Source organism: Methylobacterium sp. J-092, assembly GCF_022829325.1.
Lineage (GTDB): Bacteria > Pseudomonadota > Alphaproteobacteria > Rhizobiales > Beijerinckiaceae > Methylobacterium.
On the sequence record NZ_JAKSXU010000173.1, the window covers coordinates 1 to 3,828 of the forward strand.

5 protein-coding genes are annotated in these 3,828 nt (G+C 61.5%); 2 read left to right on the top strand and 3 right to left on the bottom strand.

Features of this window, described 5'->3' with window-relative positions; translation table 11 throughout:
* Nucleotides 1-164: 164 nt before the first annotated feature.
* Nucleotides 165-398, top strand: coding sequence for a hypothetical protein (locus tag MKK60_RS20415; protein ID WP_147844264.1), 234 nt, complete (start codon nt 165-167; stop codon nt 396-398).
* Nucleotides 399-562: 164 nt separating this feature from the next.
* On the opposite strand, the gene MKK60_RS20420 is transcribed toward MKK60_RS20415, so the two are convergent.
* Together MKK60_RS20420 and MKK60_RS20425 are read right to left on the bottom strand one after the other, a co-directional pair.
* Entirely contained in the window at nt 563-970 is a 408-nt protein-coding gene (locus tag MKK60_RS20420; RefSeq protein WP_243988375.1) for a MucR family transcriptional regulator, read from the bottom strand.
* 541 nt (nt 971-1,511) lie between these two features.
* Entirely contained in the window at nt 1,512-1,730 is a 219-nt protein-coding gene (locus tag MKK60_RS20425; protein WP_243988376.1) for a hypothetical protein, read from the bottom strand.
* Between the two features lie 318 nt (nt 1,731-2,048).
* On the opposite strand from MKK60_RS20425, the gene MKK60_RS20430 reads away from it, so the two are divergent.
* Nucleotides 2,049-2,300 carry a DUF6894 family protein gene (locus MKK60_RS20430; protein ID WP_279604184.1) on the top strand — a complete coding sequence of 84 codons (252 nt, stop codon included), beginning with the start codon at nt 2,049-2,051 and terminating at the stop codon, nt 2,298-2,300.
* Nucleotides 2,301-2,340: 40 nt separating this feature from the next.
* On the opposite strand, the gene MKK60_RS20435 is transcribed toward MKK60_RS20430, so the two are convergent.
* On the bottom strand, nt 2,341-2,895 hold the full coding sequence (locus MKK60_RS20435; protein ID WP_243988377.1) for a PAS domain-containing protein: 555 nt from the start codon (nt 2,893-2,895) through the stop codon (nt 2,341-2,343).
* Between the last annotated feature and the right edge of the window lie 933 nt (nt 2,896-3,828).

Genomic DNA, 3,828 nt, shown 5'->3' on the forward strand with positions numbered 1-3,828 from the left:
GCCGTCTCCGCGACCGTCTGAGCGGCCGCCTGGCGCAAGCCGGCTACTGCTGGGGTCGCAAAGGCCAAACCGACGAGAAGAAGCAGTGGCACGCCTGCCAGCCGGACTCGATCTATGAGGACGATATCGAGGCGGTGCAGCTCTGACCCAAGAGCTGAAGACCGATGCACAAGCTTCCACCGGGCAGCCTCTACCGCCTTCAGACCCTGGCTCAGACCGGGGCAAGCTTCTACAAACTGACCGCCTACATGCGGCGCCTTGAGGTGCTGGGCATGGTCGTCGCCACCGGGCGGACGGCCCCGGAAAAGGACCTCAACGAGTACAGGATTACTGACGCGGGGCGTGCCGAGCTCAAGGATCGCTACGACCCACCATCGACAAATCCTATCGAGCGATAAATTCTCCCGACCACGGTTACGCAGATGGTTTGCCGGGCTGATGGCGGCCACGGAGCATCGGGCTAATGGCCAGTCCCGATACGATCCAGTGATGCCGACCGACACCTTCCCGCTTAGCGCAGACCGGCGCGGTGTCGATGGGAACCGTCGAGCAGGTCTTCGGATCACTCCGCCGCTTGCTGAAAGCGCAGGCGCTGGTTCTGCCCGATGGTGCGGGAGATCACCGAGCGGCGCGCGCTGTAGCTGGCCGAGACCAGGGGATAGTCGACCGGCAGGCCCCACTTGGCACGGTAGGCCTCGGCCGACAGTCCGCGCAGCGTCAGGTGCCGGCGCAGCGCCTTGTAGGGCTTGCCGTCTTCGAAGCTGATGATGGCGTCCGGCGAGATCGACTTGCGAATCTCCGCATTGGTTGGCTTCGTCAGCGCCGGCTTCGGCGGAATGGTCAGCCCCGTAATCGAGTCGTGCACCATGCGGATCAGGTCCGGCAGCCCCGTGGCGGGCACAGAGTTGTGGGCGACGTAGCTCGTGAGGATCTTGGCGGCGAGGTCGATGGGGTCCGTCGTAGTCTTCACGGTTTGTCTCCTTCCGAATGCTGTCTGGTAGATGCGTGTCCAAAACGTGCTGTCGCCCGGCGCAGGATGTTTTCCGTCGTGGATCATCCTGAACGATCGCGGCAGGTCGGCCTGCCGTCGCACGATTATGCGCGTGCTATCCTGAAACACAACTTATGCGCGAATTATGCGATGGATGCTATCTACTTAGAATTGGTTAACGGGCTTGAATCGGCCGCAATGGTCAGCCGTTGGAGGTCGATGCCCTGCTATTTTGCCCATCGAAACTGGGGTTCAGGCACCTCTTGCGAGCCCCGGCCTGGACCTTCAGGCATGCAATTATAGATTGTATAAACCGCCCCAGCTTGCAGCCCCACCCGATCGGCTCGGGGGCCTGCTGCTGCTTACGGCGAAAGTGTTGGCGCGGCTGGCATGAGCGGGGCAAACCTCAATCCGGCTTCTCGCGCTTTGCAATGACCCGGCAGGCCTGACGCAGGGTGACCTCATGGTCCGGGTAGAGCGTCGCCACGGCATCGAGCACGAGGTGGCCGAGCTCGATGCTCTACACCGTCGCCAAGTGCCACTGAATCGAGCCCGACGTCGTCCAGGCCTCGACGTTCAGGCCGCGCTGGATCGGCGTCGGCACGATCTGTTGTTTCGAGGGCGGTAGGATGAGCCGGGCCTGACACGCGCTTTCGTATTTGCGCTCGGGCGGCGACCCTGGGCGGCGCTGATGCCGGCACGAGCCCGACAGGTGCCGGAGCGCATCGAGCTGCTGCATCGTAGGTCCGAACCGAGCCACAAGGCCGTCTGTCGCGTAGACGCCCCTTCGGCGGCACGACAGGCACTCCACCACGACGCGATCGCCTGCGATGTCTCCGAGGGTGTCCACCTACGCTCTGGCTCCGCGATCACGAACGGCGCGGCGAGATAGCGACCGGATCTCCACAGTCGCTTCGAGGGGCGGGGGGGGCATCGCGGGTCCAGGTCTGGCAAGAACGGATCAGGAACAAACAGCATGCGTTACGACGGTTCAACCATGGCGACGATGGCCACGCGCGCAGCGGTGAGATGGCGTGGAGGGCGGGGTAGAAGGCCAATGCCGACACCGCTTTACCGCTTCCACTGCACAGACGGGCACGAGCTCGTGGCCGATCTCCAGGGCAAGCGGCTGCCGACGTGGGCGCTGATGCGCGCGCACGCGGAGCGCGTCGCGCTGGACCTGATGCTCGGCGCAACGCCGCGCGATTGGTCGTCCTGGACGGTGGAGATCTACGAGGCGTCGGGTCGCCACGTGCTTTCGAAGCCGTTCGCCGACGTGCTCGTCAATCGGCAGGCACGGCAAGGTTGAACGATTTCTGGAGGGTTTGCAGCAGATATGCCTGCCCGGGTCAGTGAAAACGACCACTCTGATCGGCCTCAGATATGTTCCGAGCCAGAAGCCTGCCTGCCGTCATCAGGGCCTGCCGCAGCACCGGCAGCATTTCCCTGGCGTGGTCCTGCTCGATGAGCCCATGTGCCATCAGCAAATGGTCAGCGACGAGTTCCAACACAGAGCTTGGATTCGTAGCCGGATGCCCCGGAGGCGGGACGAAGCGCGCGAGCGTTCCGTAGGCGGTGAAGGGTTCAGAACCACTTGAAGCGATTTCGGTCAGCGACCCCAAATACCCGAGGAAGGTGCGTCCTGGGGGGCCGAATGACGGTATCGCTCCGCCGACGACCCAGGCGTAACTCCCGTCGGCCCGACGGAGCCGGTGGCGGAACGTGTACTCCATCTGCTCAGCATGGACGCTGCTGAGGAAGCTGATCGCGATCTCCCGATCCTCCGGGTGAACAGAATTCAACCAGCCATGACCCGCACCTGAAGCTTCGTCTCTCCCTGTGAACGCGCACCATTCTGGGCTGACGTAGGTCACCTCCCCCTCAGCGTTCGTGACGAAAATCATACCGTTCCCCCAGCTTCAAGGCGTTTGGGGCGCTAACGCGCATTAATGACACTAGGGCAGGCGCCACATACTCAAAACCATACTAGTACAAATGGACTAATGTGCCGGCTAAAAAATGTGATATGAGAGAGAACAATCTTCTTCGTCGGGGTATGTGTCTCGTAATGACAAGCTCCCGCGAAACGCATCGGGCGATGCTGGACAATCTAGCTCGAGCCCTCGGCATTCCCTCCGAGCGATTTTTTGCCTGCGAATCGTTCGTAGATGAAGCCCTTACCGCTGAAGAATGCTTGAGCCTTTGGTCGAAGATCAAGACAATAGAGGGTCGCAGGCAAGCTCTGCAGGCGCTGCGCGTAATCGCGGAAACCTCCTGGCTCGATGAGGCCTAGGCGCCGCATTGCGCCGGTGCGCCCGCGCCCCTCCCCGCCGGCCCACATCCGGCGAGACCACCTGTTTAGCTTCACAAATGATAGAGGTTGCGCAGCACTCGCTGCCACTAAGTAATCTTTTATCATATGTTTAGCCGGCGATCGTGCAAATCAGGCGATTTCGAGGATATGGAGACGAATATCCTCTGGAACGGTTTGCCGCATATCGGGCTTTATAGGAAAATCGCCCATCGTTTTTTCTGGGTGTGAACAGGAAACCATGCGCGTCGTGAAAGATTTCTGCCGTTCATGCGGCATCGAAATAGTAATTTATGTTGGCACAGAATGCATGATCACACAGGCCGCCCATAAGGACCGTCAAGAGCATTGTAACTGCAAATCGGACGAGAGGTGCCCGATGGTCACTGATCGGCCCCCACGAGGTGGTCCAAGGGTGAAGTTAGTGCACGGTGGGCCGCTCCGCCACGAGTAGCTTGGCCGGCGGAGCTGGTCGGGCGAGCGCAGCCGGCCAAGCGGAGAAGGCTGGCACGAACACCTCCGGTGC